The organism is Chromobacterium sp. CV08 (genome assembly GCF_051129845.1).
In the GTDB taxonomy this organism is placed as follows: Bacteria; Pseudomonadota; Gammaproteobacteria; order Burkholderiales; family Chromobacteriaceae; genus Chromobacterium.
In genome coordinates this window covers 3,281,379-3,298,045 of the sequence record NZ_CP150453.1, presented here as the reverse complement: position 1 = coordinate 3,298,045, position 16,667 = coordinate 3,281,379, and the positions used below count along the sequence as shown (strand labels likewise).

Here is a 16,667-nt window from a genome sequence, read left to right as displayed (position 1 = left end):
TCGCCGTGCCAAAGCGCGGTCGACCGGAGGCCGCGCCGCCATTTTTAAGACAACTCCTAAATTATGCGCGACCGATCAGTCTGTCCGCCAAATATTCTAGATTCAGACGGAAGACGCCATGCCGACGCGGCGTGGCATGGCAACAGACGGGGGCGACGGGTGCAGTCTTATATCGCAAGCTTCGATATCGGCACTTCCGAGGTGAAGGCCGCGCTGCTCGACCGGCATGGCCGGTCGAGCCTGGAACATTCGATCGCGTTGACCACTTTCGGCGATGACAACGGCGCGTTCGAGCAGGAAGCGAACGACTGGTTCCACGCCGTGCAGCGCATCGCCGCCGGCTGGTGGCGATCCGGCGTCGCGCCGAACCGGATCGCGGTGATAGCCGTCAGCGGACAAATGCAGAATTTCCTGCCGTTGGGCCGCAATCAGGCGCCGTTGCGCCGGGCCGTGCTCTATGCCGACCAGCGGGCGCAGCCTGAGGCGCGGGAAATCAATGCGCGCTATGGCGCCGACACCTTGGCGCGCGAACTCGACAATCCATTGACGGCGGCGTCGATTCTTCCCAAGCTGCTGCGCTGGCGCAGCGAGTCCGGTCCAGATTTCCAACGACTGCGGCACATCGTGCTGGGCGCCAAGGATTATATCGTGCTGCGCCTCACGGATAGCCATATCACCGATCGCACCAATGCCTCGACCACCGGACTGTACCTGCCGGGGGCCGATGCCTGGCATGCCGGCTTGCTCGCCGACTATGGCGTTCCCTTGGCGTCGATGCCCGAGTTGCGCCAGGCGGGGGAGCAGGTCGGCGCCGTCACCGCGCTTGCCGCCGGTCAGACAGGCTTCGCGACCGGCACGCCGGTGTTATGCGGCTTGGGCGACGCCGGCGCCGCGACGCTGGGGGCCGGGGTGGGGCGGGCGGGCGAGGCGTATCTGTACCTGGGCACGACGGCCTGGCTTGCGCATCTTGCGCCCCCCGGCGCGGCCGCGGCCGACCGGCCGGTGTTCACGCTTGCCGGCGTTGCCGCCGGTCTGTCGTTGCGGGCGGCGCCGGTGCTGAACGCCGGCAACATCCTGCGCTGGGCGCTCACCCTGGTCGGGCATCGGCCCGGGGACAGCGTCGCCGATTCCTTCCGCCTGTTCGCCGCCGAGCTTGACGGCGCCGAGGTGCCCGATGGCTTGTTGTTCATCCCCTATCTGCACGCGGAGCGGTGTCCTATCGCCTTGCCGGCGCCGAACGGCGCGCTGCTGGGCATCACGGCTTCGACCACCCGCAGCCAGATTCTGCAGGCGGTATTGCAGGGCACCGCCTTGTCGCTGCGGTGGTGTGCGGAACTGCTGGGCATGCAGTCTGCCGCCCCGCTGACGGTGGTGGGCGGCGGTGTCAGAAGCGAAGCCTGGCTGCAGGCCATCGCCGATACCCTCGAGCTCGAATTGCTGGTCAAGCCCGATGCCCAGATGCTTCCTCTGCGCGGGCTGGCGGCGCTGGCGGCGGTAGAGTTGGGATGGGTCCGCTGCCCAAACGATTTTCTCGAGGCCATGGATGGAACGGTGGCGGCGACGACGACATGGCGACCGCGTCATGGCGAGCGGCACCGCATCCGCTCCAAGTTTGAAATGTTCAAACGCTATGCCGCGGCGCTGCCGACGCTGGCCGACGAGGGCGGCCCGATCGCGGCGTGGCCGCGACTGGCGGAGCCCGAGAGCATATCGCGTTGCTGATGCCGCATCCGCGGGCCTCGCATGCAAGCGCTCGGCTTTCGACGGTGACGGAACATGCGGCTATGACGGGAATATCGATGGCGATCCACCTGCGTGGGGTGGATGTCATGTTGCGATAGCGGAAAATCGCTGTCGGTGCGATTCTGGAATGGTTTCCCGGCTTGAATTCAAGAAATTTCTTTCTCAAGGGCTTTAATCAAATCCAGCAACGCTTGTCTGATCATTTTGGGATTGTTTTCCTGACAGGCAAGCATTGCTTTTTCACTTTCCTGAGAGACTACGGGCAAGTTGACGCTCCGTGCTAGAAAAACGATTTCTTGCAGTGCGCCTATGATTTTATTCTGGATGATTTTGTCGATTTCTTCTTTTGAACTGTGACAAGGAATCAAGCGTGCTCTTTCTGCGCGATATGCAGCTTGGCATATGTCTTGTTTTCGTAGCTGGACGTCAAGATCCAATAGGAAGCTTCTGACGCGGTCGATATGAATGGCTATTAAAATTCGGTTGGCGACATGACTTGCTGTTATTTCAATTTTCTTTTCCATCTAAATAGTTCCTTGTGCTATTTTCTTATCGAATGGTAGTTTGCATCCTAACCCGGAGGGGTGTTTGGAATGAATTTCAGAGTTGTCCTAAAATAATAGAGAAGGGGCATATTTATTGTGATTGAGGCGTACTAGTCACATGCTTAGTGATGCTTGCTTATGGAGGAGTAAGGTGATGACTGAGTATGAGAGTGGTAAGAATATTGTAAGCCGGTCTGTTTTGTGCATGGCAAGGGAAAGAATTCAGGCGGATTTCTTACGGCTGGTTTTATTATTTGAATCGGGAAGCTATGATGAAATGGTCGGTGTGTCCCACTCATTGGCAGGGTTGTCTCTATATCTCGATTTGAATGATTTGGCTGCATGTTGCTCTGTGATCGAGTCGGTTTCTTTGCAAAAGGATATTGAAAAGATGAAGGTGGAGATGGAAAAGCTTAGAGGGGTAGTGAAAAGTTCGATTAGTAAAATGGATAACAGAATTGCCAATACGGAATCGAAAGGTTAGCAAGCGCCTCGCCCTGGAGTTGGATGCTCAGGGCGAGGTAAAGCCCAATTCATGAAAAGCTGTTGAGAGGGAATGCAAAAATCCCATTCATATAGGTTTCGAGGGCCAAGCTATAAGGTTGGTTATCGGCGCCATATGAAACTGAATAATGTTGCAAAATTCTTCTTGGAATTCTTAATCGCCTAGGGCAGTGATTTTTTTTGATGGGGTCAAGGTGGCTGGGCAGCATACTCCAAAGAATTTTGGATTCCAGTAGCTCTCTGTGCAAGCTGGTTTGCAAGGTTGCGGTCAGTGAGGATTCGATTCCGATCTGATGGTTGGAGATCCGCTCGGGTGAATACCAATGGTCCACACTTGCCAGTGTCAGATTTGCGCAAGTAACGGCTATCCTGCAGTGATGCAACACTTCACCGTTGGTTAATCTTAATTGTCTTTTGGCGAAGGCTGGTGCGGGATGGAATGCCGTCTTATCATGTTTCAGCATGATTCGCGGTTGCGGGACGATGCGGAAATTCCTGCACCAAGCTTGTAAGGCATCCGTCAGGCATGGCGTGGATAACAGGATCGAATTAAACCCTTGCAGTAATAAAAAAGCCTTTAAGCGAATGAGTGCAGTATCTTCCCAGCCTGGGTAAAGCCAGACATCTTCCCTTATATTTTTATTTGGTCGAAGTAGAGGCCATTTCCCACGCATAGTCAATCCCTTGGGTAAAACAGTCAGAGAAAGGTTGATCACGATTATGAATAATCGTGCTTCATTTGTTCGATAATTGAACTGGTCTGGCTGGTAATCTCACATAGGCCTGCATAGCTTGAAAACGGTGGTGGCGGCGGCATGCCTTCATCTAATAGGCGCTGATTGCTGAAAATCAGGCCAGACAGAGAAAACAGGGCATACGTCCTGATGGCGCGCATGACCAGCTTGGTGTCGCAGGCCCCCAGTAGTTCAGGGAACTGGCTCTGCAGCTTGGAGATTTCGGCAGTTGATTTGTATTGATAGCTTTGCATTGAAGCATTCCCTATGCTTTTAGCAATGCTGTCATTGATTTCAGCGAAAGTGCATGAGTCTATCAGGCCGGAAGAAATATGATATATCCGATCAGTAAGACGATGCTTATTGAGCAAAAAGAGCAAAGCTTGAGCACAATAATCTACTGGTACGATATCCATGGCCTGATGTGGTTTGAAAGGAAAGCAGCCCAAGGCACGGGCAATTCGGAATGGCCAATACATGCTTCCGGATATCGTGCAGCCATGTAGGGTATGGCCAATAATGGTCGAGGGCCGTACGGAAATTAATGGAAGTGTTGGAAATTTTTTCCGTAATTGAGATTCGGCGGCATATTTGCTAGCGGTATATTTTAAAAAATGCTGAGTATGTTCTTTTGCATCATAACTTTCCAGGACTGGAGAAATTGCTTGTTGGCCGCAGGATGTCGCGATGCCAATCTGGATAAAGCGCCGTATTGTACACAAGCCTTGTAGCAATCCCGCCATATTGACTACGGCTGTGACGTTGCTAGTCCATAAAGACGGCTGATGATTCAAAGATGTCACCGCGGCCAGATTAATAACGTCCAATTGATCCGCCTGTCGGTTTATGTCTTTACCCCACTCGAAAGCAGTATTCAAGTCACCGCAAATAATTTGATCGAGGCGTAATCTGGGAATCAGATTGAATTCCACTCCATGTTTCAACAGCGTATCCGCCAAGCGGAGTCGTCCATGAGCGGGACTGCAAGCTCTAACTAGAAATAATGCTTCATCCCATTGTGGTGTCTTGATAAGTTGGGCAGCCAGTTCGCCACCAAGGAAGCCTGTTGCTCCTGTAATAAGCATGCGGGATTTCATTGTGCTTGTCCTGGATACAGCTTATTTTGAAGAGGTGTTTTTTATTTTTAATATTTGCTGCATATGATTTTTCCAATCGGATTGGGCGGCATAGCTGCATGCTTGATGGTCATCGCCATTGATAATGAGTTTGTTTTTGGGCGTGGAGGAGTTTTCATAAAGTTTTTCCGCCAACGATAAAGGAATAACCGAGTCTTTGTCGCAATGAATAAATAACTTTGGTATTGCTATTGTTTTTATTTTTTTGAAGGATTCAAATTTTTGAGTCAGTAAAAAAGATGGAAGCCATTGATATTTTCCGGTTTCTTTCAATATGTCGGCGATCGATGTGAAACTACCTTCCAATATCAAATAATCAACTTCCGGATGTTGTTGCCCAAGGTTGATTGCGATCGCGCTGCCCAGTGAATGGCCGTAAACGGCACGAATGCCATTTTTCCCGGAGGATATCCACTTTAAATATTGCCAGGCAGCCATGGCATCTTCAGTCACACTACTTTCGCTTGGCAATATCTTGGTGCTTTGTCCAAATCCTCGATAATCAACTGCGAGTACCGAATATCCTGCATTCCATATTTGGAGGATTTTATCGATATCGGTTGAAATGGAGCTGTCATTCCCATGCAAGTACAATATGCTGGCTTCTTTGTTTGGTAGCCACCATGCATGCAAAATGCCTTTGTCCTCATTTTGTTGATTTCTGACAGTAATCCATACATTCTTGAATGGAATACCTCTCTCTTCCGGCGTGGGAAGTAACTGGTGTGATGGGCTGAATATTTTCATTCGTTGCCAATGATCAAAAAAAAGTGCGCTGATCAAGGTGAGAGAGATAAAAAACAGCAATGATACTTTTGTCATGGTCGATACCAGTTAGTGGTTATTTCCCACTTTCCAAATGAGCATTTACATAGCCTTCAGATAAAGGCATCCCAAATGAGCCGGCATAGAATGCGATTAATACTGCCGGCTTGTCGTAAGTTACCCCTCTATGCCAAGTTTTGACGGTTTCAAGAAAAGCTTGTCCTGGGTATATCGTGACGGTTTCTCGGTTTTGTTTTTCTACAGTCAATTTCCCAGATAATAAATAAGCGGCACTCGGTGCTGGATGAAAGTGCCAAGGTAGTTTGGTCCTTGGCGGAATATATATTTTCATGACTGCAAGTTCGGGAATGCCGAGCGGATAGGCACGATACGAATTGCCATCCCATGATTTACTGTTCTGTACTAGAACTTCGGTGGAGGCGGCTTGCGTGTTTTCCGAATGCGCGCTGTTGGTTTGTACCAGGCAGGCTATGGCGATAATGGTTGCCGATATAAGCCTAGAAATCATGTTTACCTCGACTTTGAACTAAAGATAATCACGTCGATATGACGATGTTCAAATTAAAGGCAGTCATTTGTAATTGATTTGAGATGGGAATATTTTAAGAATTGTCTGAATCAATCGATATAACCTTCCCTTGGGTCGATTGCCAACTGTTTTGATCAATTTCAGATTAATCTGAAAAGCATTGTCGATTGCTACAAGGCATCTTCAATGCGTTAACGTAGGATGGACAAAGAGAAGTCAAAGCGTATTCGAATAGGCCATACAGGTTTTTAACCCAAATGATGTATGCCATATGTCTTTTATGGGGAGCGTAAAGTGCCTCCATTGCTTGTTGTTTCAATGCTTTATTTCAAACTTAATGAGTTATTTAAAATTTACGTGCTGTTTTTAAGAATTATCCCGCTATCAATCGATTTATATTGCTTGTCGATAGAACTCGGGCAAGCTGAGGTTTGCCTTACCAGCGTGGAGTAAAAGTCTCGGCCAGGCCTTGAGCCGACCCATATCGGTACGGGTCTCGGCCAGCGCATGGAGAGCGGGCGAATGGCAGATTCAGCGAATGGAATGATGGTTTTGGAACTTCCGCTGTTTTGCTAAACCGCGCACGCAGACATTTTTCGAGGCGATGCCGCTACCCATGTATATGGCGGTGGGGCGATGGTTCATTACATGGCGTGGACCGATGCCAGGGGCCACGCCGCTTGATCCTGCCGGTCTATTGGAGCGAAGGCGAGGCAGGGACCGGGGGCTTTTCGATCGCATGTCTGCAGTGCTGGAAAGCTGCCGGAGGCATCCGGAGTGGGGAGTCGCATTGCCGCGGCACCATCTCAATATGGTTTGCTGCCTGTGTGATTGCCGGATTCCACGCGGCAGACAAAACCTCGCAAAGCACCCGAGCCAAGGCGAGCCGACGCAGACGGTACGGGTAGCAAGGCAAGGAGGCGCACCGCAGGATCAGAGGTTTTGTCAGCGGGTCTTAAGAGTGGCGAAGGCTCCGAGGCAAGGCGTATCTAGATGAGTGGTATGAGTGGTGCAGCATGCAACGAAACATGAGCTGGTTGCACTTTAACGGTGGCGACATGCCCAGTGAGTTGATAGTTGAGACCAGGTATGAGAACAAGTAAATCGCTAATCTTCAAAAACGGCCGGCGTATCAGAGTGGGGCTGGTTGATGATCATCCTATTATTTTACTGGGGCTGGAACAGTTCCTGTCTCAGCAGATGGATATTGAGTTGGTTTTTACTGCGACCACGATTCAAGAGTATCTGCTTAACGTAAAGGAAGCAGCGCCATGCGATGTGTTGGTAATAGATTTTTCAATGCCGGATGAAGCAAAAGACGGCTTTGCCTGGCTGCGCGTGGCACAAGAAACAGCAAGAGAAGCCAAGATTATTTTATTTACCAGTCAGCTGTATTTGACAAAGATTTGTCATGGCAAGAATGTCGGTGTCAGTGAGATTGTTTACAAAGGCGATTCGCAGCAGGTATTGCTGGAGGCGATCAGGAATGCTGCCGATATTGAGGGGTGCTGTACTGCTGATGTCGCCAGCTGGGATAGGGATTCGAAAAAGCTGACCAAGAAAGAGTGGGAAGTATTATTGTGGTTGGCGGAGGGGATGAGTGTTAGTGAAATCGCAGGGAAAAAGCAGCGCAGCATAAAAACGATCAGTACGCAAAAACGGTCTGTCATGAGAAAGCTGGGCATAAAAAACGATTTTGGTTTGATGAGTTATTTGGAGTTGGAGGGAGTCACCAAGATAAAGAAAGAGTCCCGGTGACTTCGGTTTGCAATCGATTGTGGTCGTCAAATGTGAGTGTGATGTATGCGAAGTATAAAAAAAATCATGCTGTTTTTTTGCATGACGGCATTAATGGTATCGTCTTTCGTGGCACATGCCGAAGTGGCCCCTTGCTATCAGGCTGTGGCGGGTATATTGAAAAGCTGCAACCGCCCATTTTGTACAATAGGTAGTAATGGTATTCCGGTAGGGCTGGATATGGACGTATTGAATGAGGCATTGCTTGGCAGTGGTGTCTCGATTCAGTTCAGAATCTATCCCACTTTGCGTGAGTTGAGAGCCGCATTCACTTCCGGGGAAATAAATGTCATTACGCATGTTGCATCCCATATGGCCTCAACCAAGGCTTGGCTTTCATCGCCTTATGCCTATCAGCGAATTGATCTGGTATCGAAAGATAAGTATAAGAGTTTGATCGATTTTGTCAAAAGTGGTAGTGAAATAGGTGTCTCCGGTTCGCCGTTCCTGATGGATTATTTCACAAAATTTTTCCCTAAAGCGAAATTTAAATACTTTGAGAGTGTCTTGCAGGGAGTGCAGGCGGTCGCTTCTGGAAAAATGGTTGCGTTGATCACTTTCGAGAGTATGGCGCAGAGCGCTCGTGACGATTTATTGTCCAGGCATGGCGAACTATATATTCATTCCTTGCTTGTGCCTGATTTGCTCGGCGAGCGCTATTCGATACCCATTCGTTTTGCAGTCGCACCTAAATGCAAACGATTGCAAAATGCTGTGCAACACGGTTTGGATATGATTTCAGCCGCGAGGCTCACTGAAATACAATCCAGATGGTTGACAGAGGATAAAAAGAGCGGGGGCTTGTCCAATCTCGATAGGCAATGGCTGCTGCAGCATGGCCCGATTCGGGTGGGCCTAAAAAGCGAGCCATTGCCGTATGACAGGATTGACAGTCAAGGAAAATGGGTCGGGGTGGGCGCTTCTCTACTGAAGCCGTTTTTTGAAAGTTTGAAGATTCCTTATGAAATAATTTTGCTTCCTCCCAATGTTGACTCCGTCCATGCGATGTATGCATCGGATTTGGATGTTGTGGTGGCGACGCCTTATCAACCCCAGGTTTTTGATGGGGGAATCATAAATATTCCTTACGATACCATTTCTTGGGGATTGGTCAGGTCTACACGAAATGCAAACGACAAGATTGCTACCGCTCCGCTGAATCACTTCAAAGCCGTCCGTTATCATAATTTCCCAGCGGCCAAGAAAATTGTGGCTATGGATACGATAGAGCAAAGCTTACAAGCGGTTGTGTCCGGAAAAGCGGATGCGGCTGCCGTCAGTGTCGAAGCGGTATCGAATGACCTGCTATCGACATATGCGGGTAAGTTATACCTGGATAGGCATGTGAAAGGGGAGGAGAAGCTGGTGCTGATCATTTCGCCGAATGCCAAGGTTTTAGCAAGTGCATTAAATCATTATATCTCATCTCAACCTCCGGACTTTATGGATAGATTACATAAATATCAGCATATGATATATGTAAGGCAAGGCTATGAGTTGAGCGATATTTTGCTGTATCTGTCTGGGCCAGCTTTTCTGACTGCCATTGTCGTTCTGATTTTGTTATGGGTAAATTACCGTGTCGCAGGATTTCGAGATAAGGCCAAGCAGGATGCTGTTCAAGCAATGCGCCAATATACACTTGCCGAGTTGGAAAGTAGAAACAAGACGGATTTCTTGGCGACTATCGGGCACGAGGTGAGAACGCCGATGACCGGCGTGCTGGGTGCGTTGAATCTACTCAAACATTCTGTATTGACATCTGAGCAAGATAGACAGTTGGATATCGCCACCCGTTCTACCGAGCTATTACAGGATAAGTTAAACGAGCTGCTTGATTTTTCAAAACTGGAATCAGGGACAGTCGTATTGAACGTCGGATTGATCAATTTGGCACGAGTTGTCGATAGGGCCGTTGCCTTGTTTTGCGCCGAGGCCAAGAAAAAACAATTGAGCCTGTTTTCTCTCAGTGAGCCGGCAAAGAACTATTTTTGCTATGGGGATGAAGCCTGCATCATGCAAATGGTTTCGAACCTGGTCAGTAATGCGGTCAAGTTTACCGCAGAAGGGGAGGTGGTGGTTATCACATCGATGCTTGCGCCAGGACATTTCAAAATAGTTGTGACCGACACCGGAAAGGGGATGGCCGAGTCATTTCAATCTCGATTGTTTACTTTTTACAGCCAGGAAAATCCGGAGGTGGGGAGTGGGTTGGGGCTGGGTTTGGCCATTACCAAAAAGCTGGTCAGTAAAATGGGCGGAAGCATAGAGGTCAGCAGCCAGCCGGGGATGGGAACACAATTCTGCGTCGAGTTGCAGCTGCCATCGGCGGCATCGCATGATGATTGTATTGAAAAGCCCTTCCTGTCTATGACCGGCAGGCGAGTATGGCTGGATATCCAGCATCAAGTCTTGCGGGATTACATAAAAAAATGGCTGTGCCATTTTCAGGCGGAAATCGTGATGTCGCCTCCGGCGGATGTTGCGGTAAGCGATGTGTCCGATATCGTGATCATGGGGAAGCGGACTACGCTGATTCCGAAATCCGAGTTCAGTTGCACCAGGCTGATCGAGGCAATCGCATGCAGTATCGGCATGCTTGATAAAAAACCGACGCCCAGCAGACCTGAGGCGTTCAAGCAGGCTGGGGCGGGAAGAACGCTGCTACTGGTTGATGATGATGATATTTGCCGCGAAATCATCCGGGAGCAATTGGTCTTGATTGGATTCACCGTCGTGGCGGTCGCTAACGGCAGGGCCGCGGTTTCCGCCTGGCGAGCCGAGCATTTTGATCTGACCTTGATGGACTTGAGGCTGACGGATATGAGCGGCTATCAATTGGCGCAGCAGATCAAAGGCGTCGATAACTGGATGCGTCATCCCAGCCCGTTCTGGATATTGTCGGCCTGCTCGGAAATGAACGAACGCGAGCGGTATCTTGAGGAAGGATTTGCGGGGTTTGTGCAAAAGCCTTGCACTGCGGAGAAGCTGGCCGATCTATTGGGTGCTGAGATAGAGGGGGAGGAGTGAGGTCGTCCTGTTTGACCGGTGCGTCCTGCAACATCGTAGCAGAGGCGTGAAACGGCTGTCGTGCCGGGTCTTGAAGCGGCTTGTCGTGCCGCTCTGGCGCAAATCAAGCGCCATGCAGGCGATGCCGGAGTGCGGGCAATGGTTCGATGTCATCGCGACTGGCGGCTATCGCCAGCGCCGTGATCGGTGCCGCCGCGGGCCTTGGCGTGTCGGCGACGGTGCACGGCATGGTGACGATGAGAGTCGAGTTGCTTCCTGCTTGGACCTGCTAACAAAACCCCTGATCCTGCGTTGCGCCTCCTTGTCCTACTCTCCGTACTGCCTGCGTCGGCGCGCCTTGCCTCAGCCGTGAAACTGATTTTTGTTAGCCGCTTTTAGGGTTTGAGAAAAACCGTCAATAAGACATCGTATCGGATTCGTAAGAGCTTGCCAGCGATTTTGCACGCACGGGCTAAAATGTCGGGTATTGACGGTTCCTTATCCGGTCCTACTGAAATGGGCGCTTTTTAGCTTGGTTTATAGTTTAGAAAAACCATATCGCAAGTGTCTCCTTGAGCGTTTAAACGTATACTGCTGTCGCCGACAGTCTTTGCTACCGACGCCAACGACGTCGAACTCCTGATGAATCTCAACAAAGCCTGCCGATTGATCGCTGTGTTCAGCACGTGGCAATGCGGCTGCCCGGAAAGCGTCCAGCGCATGACCTCCAAGGAAATGGCTTGCGGATTGGATGTTGTCATGGGCGAGCCTGCGGCGGCGTTGTATGACAAGGAAGATTTTACTTGATTGACGGCTTCGACAGCGAGAGGCTCTGTCGTGCACTTGGATTCAACGATTTTGCCATCGCTGTAAGTGTAATAGCACTGATCCAGCAATAGTTTGGATTTGTCTTCGTTCTGCGCTGCAGCATATTGACTGCATGCGACGAGGAAGGCGGTGGCATAGAAGATTTTTTTCATATCTTCAATTCCTTTTGATTTTAAATTTAAGATTGATTGATTTCGGGCATGGGTATCCCGTGCGCAAGATTAGGCAGATCGAGGTTGTGATGGGTTTTGATTGGGAATATTCGGACCAGTCCTAATTGTCTGGCTGATATTTAGAGCCGCTAACAAAACCGCGTAGCGTACCTGAGCCAAGGCGCACCGACGCAGGCAGTACAAGTAGTACGACAAGGAGGCGCAACGCAGGATCAGGGGTTTTGTTAGCGGGTCTTAATGTCGGGTTTTCGATCAATGGCGGGAAGGTGTCTCTGCTTGCGATGCCGGGCCCCGGCTTCTGTATTGTTGTCCTGCTTGCATTGTGGTTTTTGATGCTTGGCGATTATGTTCGATTCAGACTGCTCTTATTTTAAAATTTCCAGAATAGTTGGGCGATGGCGGCGATGAAAAATTCTGCCCATCTCACACGGTTTGTCAATCAGGCGACGGCGAGCAGATGGCATGGCGTGGTAGGCGCGTGGCGTGTGCGATGTGTGGGATGGACGGGGCGCTATGGGAAATCGCAGGAAGGGGAGAGTGGAATGAATGGACGCAACTTGCTGGCTGGAGCCGGTCTGGATGATTTCAATCAATTTGCGATAAGCGGCGCATTGGCGAGCGACGACTGGAAGTTGATGTTGTCGCATGGCCGGGATGGCATGGTGATGGAGGTTGGCGGCTCATTCCTGTTCGTTTTCTCGCTGGCATACAAGGGACAGGCTTCCCGCCGGCAGATGCTGCAGGTGAAGGCCGACAATGCCGTGCCGTTCGAAAAAGTGCCGGCCGAGATCGAAGTGCTGAGCAACGGCTTGGCCCAGCTGCCGTTGGTCGCGGTTGCGCCGGGCAAGGCGACGATCATCGTCACGCATGTCGGTTCAGGCGCGAGCTTCCCATTGCATATCGAGGTATTGGCGGCCGACAGCCGAAAGTACCGGCTGGAGTTGCAGAAGCCCGCCGACGGAAAACTGATTCTGAATCGGCAGGACGCGATACGGATCGGCGTGCAGGATGCCGCGGGCCGGACGCCGGCTACCGTGGCGGTCAAGGTGATGGCACGGATCGATGCGGAACGCGACACCGCCAGAATCGAGTTCGACGCCAAGACGGCCGAGACCCGCGACGGCGTGGCGGAATTCCTGGCAATGCCGAAAGCGGTCGGCACTTCCAGCGTGGTGTTCGAGACGGATCCTGCGACGCTGGCGGCGCCGTTGACGGTTGCCCTGACCGCGCAGACCGGTACCCGTCAGACTCAGCTACGCATTTCGCCGGAGGAGGTGACCTTGCCGCCAGACAGCCTGGAGGACAAGCAGCCTATCCATGTGTTTTTCGATCCACCGCCGGCGGACAGGCCGAAGACCATCGCCTTCACGGTGCTGGACAAGGTCAGCACGCTGCGGGTGCGGCAGGGGGAGCTGCAGTTGCTGAGCGGCCATTTGAACGTGGGCGCCGATGGCGAGACGGTGCTGCGTGGCCTGCAGGTGGGAGCGGAGACGCCGGGTACGATATTGCGCATCCAGTTCAGCGCCGAAGGCGCGCGGGCTTGCGTGCTGAACGTCAAGATCGCCGGCGGCGCGACATCGGCCAGGCGGATGCCTGCGGCGGCCAGTTGACGGTCTGCGTGGACGGCCGGTTTGCCGGAATCCGCCTCGGCGGAGGCCCAGGCCGTTTCATCTCCAAGGCGGCAGCGCGCATCGCGCGCCGCCGCTGAGCCGGAGCGAGTCCGGCCATCGCCGTTTTCCGACGCCGTCCGGGCCGGAGCGTCTGTTGACCGACAGGCATGAGCTGGCGGCTGCCGACGTCGTCAAGCGAGCCGGGCGGTGCCCATGCCGCGCCGGGCTGGCGTCGGGTTTTGCCATTGTCGGCGTTTCGATCGGCTGGCAAATGCCGCAGTAATTTCCTGGCAGCCGTTTCCATATCATCGATGCCCATTTAGGTCATCGCCATCGCATTAAGAGCGGCTAAAAAATTCCTGATGCGGCGTTGCGCCGATTTGTCGTACTCAAGTGCTGCCTGCGCCAGCGCGCCTTGCCTCAGCCGTGAAACTGATTTTTGTTAGCCACCCTAAGTCGTTTGCGATCGATTCATTCTCGGATTGCTCTTATTTTAAATCGCCCAAACGGCCAGGTCTCCCCTCCGGTGTGAAACTCTTCCCATCTTGCAGCGGTTTGCCGAATGGAGTGGCGCGGCCCGGCCTGCATGAAAACGCGCGGAATGTTCGATATCGACGCGTCGGATGGGCAAAGTTCGAGATGGGTTTGTCGCTGTGGCGAATTGCCGCGGATAGGGGATGAGATGGCGAAGCGAAATATACTGGCCAATGCCAGTTTGAATGGTTTTACCAATAATGTTTTTTCTTTTACCGCGGAGAATAAATTCCAGTCCCAGGTTCATCCAAACGATGTCGTCGACGGTTGGACGGTTGGCCGGATTGGGAATGGAGTTTTTGTCTGCAATAACCAGAATCCGGGATTCGCGAGCGAAGGCAAGACCTTCCCCGATGGGACCGCCGTGCGAGGCGGTGTCAGGTTATGCGTCGAAACGATTCCGGGGCAGATTTATCATTCTTTGGGGACGTTGAGCGTTGGCCAGGAATGCGTGGTCACCTGGTATGACATACTGGATCATTATAATAACAATACCACCGCGGAATCTTACTCCGTTCGTATCGATACCAAGTTTGAAGGCGCGCTGTCCGCTGACGGCGTGGAAAAAAGATTCACGAGCAGCGCGGGCTGGAAGAAAAATACCTTAAGCCTGACTCCGGGCACGGCGGGGGAATATTATGTCTCCTTCGTCGGGGAGTCTTCGACGATAAAGCGCGGGGCGATCATTTCGGCGGTTTCGGCGGAGGTGCCGATAGCCTTGTCGGCGACTGATATCCTGCAGCAGACCAAACCACTGCAGCTCGTATACGACAGCCAGACCAAGCTGTCGATGTCTTCCGTCGACTGGGTGTTCCGCGTCCTGCATGCCGGTGGGGGCGCGCTGGAAGGGCAGACGGCGGTCTTCGAGTTGATCGGCGACGAGATCCATTTCGCTGGGGAGAGGACGGGGGAGTCCTGGCGCGCCGTCATCAAGGACGGGCAGGTGGTGCTGCCGTCCGAGACGGTGGTGCTGCGCGGCAGGGGCGGCGAGCATTCGCTTCGGGTGCGGGTCGGGACCTTCTCCAAAGTGTTTCCGATCACGATCAGCGGCGGCAGCGCGAGCGGCGACTGGAAGTTGACGCTGTCGGCGGGATCGGAGGGCAAGTCCCGCGAGGTGGTCGAAGTCGGCCGCACGGTTCGATTCACGCTGTCGCTGCAATACAAGGGGCAGGCTTCCGGCCGCCAGGCCCTGCAGGTGAGGGCCGACAATCCCGCGCCGTTCCAGCAAGTGCCGTCCGAGGTCCATACCGGGGACGACGGGCTGGCGTCCTTGTCGCTGGTCGCGGCGCGGACGGGCACGGCGACGATTACCGTCAGCCATGCCGATTCGGGCGCGAGCCTTCCGCTGCATGTCGAGGTGAGGGCGGTTGTCAGCCGCCGATACCTGCTGGAGTTGCAGAGGCCCGGCAACGGGAAGCTGGTGCTGAACCGGCAGGACGTGGTGCAGATTCGCGTGCGGGATGCCGCGAGCAAGGAGTTGGCCACCGCTGTGGTGAAAATGACGGCCCGGGTGGATCCAAACCACGATATCGCCAAAGTCGAGCTTGGCGACAAGGTGGCGTCGGCCAGCGGCGGCGTGGCGGAATTTCTGGTGACGCCGAAGGCCATCGGCACTTCCAGCTTGGTGTTCGAAACCGACCCCGCGACGCTCGCCGCGCCGTTGACGGTCGCCCTGACCGCGCAGGCCGGCGCCAGCGAGACGCGGCTCAGCCTCTCGCCGGATACGGTGGAGTTGCTGCCCGACAGCCTGGAGGACAGGCAGCCGGTCAATGTGTTCTTCGATCCTCAGCCGGCTGACAGGCCGAAGACCATCGCCTTCTCGGTGCAGGAGAAGGGCAGCACGCTGCGGGTCCGGCAGGGCGACCTGCAGTTGCTGAGCGGCCATTTGAACGTGGACAGCAAAGGCGAGGCCGTGCTTCAGGCGCTGCAGGTGGGCGACGAGGCGCCGGACGCGGTGCTGCACATCCAGTTCAGCGCCGACGGCGCCCAGCCCTGCTTGTTGAACGTCAAGATCGTCGGCAGCGCGGCATCGGCCAAGCTGATATCGATCGGCGGAACCAGCAAGAACGCGCCGCTGATCGTCGACTGGAACGCATTGGTCTCGCAGAGCGGCTGCTATGTGAAGGTGGAGGGCGCGCGACCGGGGACCCTGGTGGAGTTCCATCTGATCCGGGATGTGGAAGGGGTGGCCGATTTCGACGCGGCCGGCGGTGCCACGGAGCAGAGCCGCCGCAATGTCAGAACCCGGGGCACGACAGGCCAGGCCTTGCTGCCCGACATCCGGACCGGCGACAAGGTCGGCTCTTTCCGGGTCGATGTCATTCTGGCCGGCAGGAAAGGCATAGTCGGCAGCTTCTACTTCCGCGTCGAGCAGCCGCTGCCGGCGCAAGCGCTGGCATTCAGCATCGACCGGTACCAGCATCTGCCGCCCGGCCAGGCCTTCAAGATCGATTACGTCACCGTCTATTCCGATCAGCATCAGCGCCAGCAGCTGCATGGGGGGACGGTGGAGTTCGAGCTGCAGGATACCAATACCGGCAGCGTCTTTTCCTCAGGCGACGGCTCGTCGACGTCGCTGAAGGCCAAGGCGGCCATCGATGTGCATGGACGAGCCTTGCTGCCGGAGATTCTCCTCGGCGCGAACATCGGCAGCTTCACCGTCAAGGCCTCCGTGGTGACGCACGGCGCGCCGGTGGTCACCGAGAGCAAGACCTACACCATCGCTGTTTCCTGAATCGA

General features: G+C 53.4%; 12 protein-coding genes. 6 read left to right on the top strand and 6 right to left on the bottom strand.

Features of this window, described 5'->3' with window-relative positions:
• Nucleotides 1-159 precede the first annotated feature (159 nt).
• Nucleotides 160-1,722 (top strand): xylulokinase, encoded by a 1,563-nt coding sequence (locus WNM05_RS15300; RefSeq protein WP_434628343.1) that lies wholly within the window; start codon nucleotides 160-162, stop codon nucleotides 1,720-1,722.
• A gap of 167 nt (nucleotides 1,723-1,889) precedes the next feature.
• On the opposite strand, the gene WNM05_RS15295 is transcribed toward WNM05_RS15300, so the two are convergent.
• Nucleotides 1,890-2,267 (bottom strand): hypothetical protein, encoded by a 378-nt coding sequence (locus WNM05_RS15295; protein ID WP_434628340.1) that lies wholly within the window; start codon nucleotides 2,265-2,267, stop codon nucleotides 1,890-1,892.
• 175 nt (nucleotides 2,268-2,442) lie between these two features.
• Here WNM05_RS15295 and WNM05_RS15290 point away from each other — a divergent pair, with 175 nt between their 5' ends.
• A complete protein-coding gene (locus tag WNM05_RS15290; RefSeq protein ID WP_434628337.1) occupies nucleotides 2,443-2,772 on the top strand; it encodes a hypothetical protein in 330 nt (109 codons plus the stop codon).
• A 49-nt stretch (nucleotides 2,773-2,821) separates the two neighbouring features.
• Here the strand turns inward: WNM05_RS15290 and WNM05_RS15285 are convergent, their stop codons facing one another.
• The 4 genes from WNM05_RS15285 to WNM05_RS15270 are packed head-to-tail and all read right to left on the bottom strand — an operon-like array spanning nucleotide 2,822 to nucleotide 5,956.
• On the bottom strand, nucleotides 2,822-3,508 hold the full coding sequence (locus WNM05_RS15285; RefSeq protein ID WP_434628335.1) for a hypothetical protein: 687 nt from the start codon (nucleotides 3,506-3,508) through the stop codon (nucleotides 2,822-2,824).
• A 2-nt stretch (nucleotides 3,509-3,510) separates the two neighbouring features.
• Entirely contained in the window at nucleotides 3,511-4,623 is a 1,113-nt protein-coding gene (locus tag WNM05_RS15280; RefSeq protein ID WP_434628332.1) for an SDR family oxidoreductase, read from the bottom strand.
• 21 nt (nucleotides 4,624-4,644) lie between these two features.
• Nucleotides 4,645-5,484 (bottom strand): alpha/beta hydrolase, encoded by an 840-nt coding sequence (locus WNM05_RS15275; protein ID WP_434628329.1) that lies wholly within the window; start codon nucleotides 5,482-5,484, stop codon nucleotides 4,645-4,647.
• Nucleotides 5,485-5,503: 19 nt separating this feature from the next.
• Nucleotides 5,504-5,956, bottom strand: coding sequence for a cupin domain-containing protein (locus WNM05_RS15270; protein WP_434628327.1), 453 nt, complete (start codon nucleotides 5,954-5,956; stop codon nucleotides 5,504-5,506).
• A 1,110-nt stretch (nucleotides 5,957-7,066) separates the two neighbouring features.
• Here WNM05_RS15270 and WNM05_RS15265 point away from each other — a divergent pair.
• On the top strand, nucleotides 7,067-7,735 hold the full coding sequence (locus WNM05_RS15265; RefSeq protein WP_434628324.1) for a response regulator transcription factor: 669 nt from the start codon (nucleotides 7,067-7,069) through the stop codon (nucleotides 7,733-7,735).
• 66 nt (nucleotides 7,736-7,801) lie between these two features.
• A complete protein-coding gene (locus WNM05_RS15260; protein ID WP_434628321.1) occupies nucleotides 7,802-10,804 on the top strand; it encodes an ATP-binding protein in 3,003 nt (1,000 codons plus the stop codon).
• Nucleotides 10,805-11,310: 506 nt separating this feature from the next.
• Here WNM05_RS15260 and WNM05_RS15255 read toward each other — a convergent pair.
• Nucleotides 11,311-11,763, bottom strand: a complete 453-nt coding sequence (locus WNM05_RS15255) for a hypothetical protein (RefSeq protein ID WP_434628318.1) — start codon at nucleotides 11,761-11,763, stop codon at nucleotides 11,311-11,313.
• 563 nt (nucleotides 11,764-12,326) lie between these two features.
• Here WNM05_RS15255 and WNM05_RS15250 point away from each other — a divergent pair.
• The gene (locus WNM05_RS15250) at nucleotides 12,327-13,394 is read left to right on the top strand and encodes a hypothetical protein (protein ID WP_434628316.1); all 1,068 of its coding nucleotides are present in this window, start codon (nucleotides 12,327-12,329) and stop codon (nucleotides 13,392-13,394) included.
• A gap of 682 nt (nucleotides 13,395-14,076) precedes the next feature.
• Nucleotides 14,077-16,662: a hypothetical protein gene (locus WNM05_RS15245; protein WP_434628313.1), complete on the top strand. Its 2,586-nt coding sequence runs from the start codon at nucleotides 14,077-14,079 to the stop codon at nucleotides 16,660-16,662.
• The last annotated feature ends 5 nt before the right edge of the window (nucleotides 16,663-16,667 follow it).